This is a genomic window from Yersinia sp. 2542 StPb PI, from assembly GCF_048593855.1.
In the GTDB taxonomy this organism is placed as follows: domain Bacteria; phylum Pseudomonadota; class Gammaproteobacteria; order Enterobacterales; family Enterobacteriaceae; genus Yersinia; species Yersinia enterocolitica_E.
Map to the genome: position 1 here is coordinate 1 of NZ_JAZGQA010000537.1, position 332 is coordinate 332.

Sequence of the window (332 nt, forward strand, 5' to 3'; positions counted from 1 at the left end):
AATCTGGGCAGCGATAATGCGCTGGGACAGACCTCTGGATTAACAACCGCGGCGGGCACCAACACTAATCTCAACGGCCACAGCCAGACTGTCGGCGGGCTAACCAATATCGGTACGGTAACGCTGGGCACGGGCGGGGTGCTGAACAGCGGCGTGCTGTCCAACAGCAGTATCCTTGATATCACTGGCGGTACGCTGAACCTCAGCTCGGGCGGAGTCTCAACGGCGACCGGCGGTTTAACCGGTGCCGGCACTTTGAACATCAACGGCGGTGACTTGGCGGTCAGTGGTGCCAACAGCGGGTTAAGCGGCCAGACCCTGATTGCGTCGGG

General features: G+C 60.8%; 1 protein-coding gene. It reads left to right on the forward strand.

Annotated features, from left to right (window positions below; genetic code table 11):
- Positions 1–332: hypothetical protein (locus tag V1952_RS22655; RefSeq protein WP_420075649.1), on the forward strand; the 332-nt coding region annotated here is incomplete at both ends.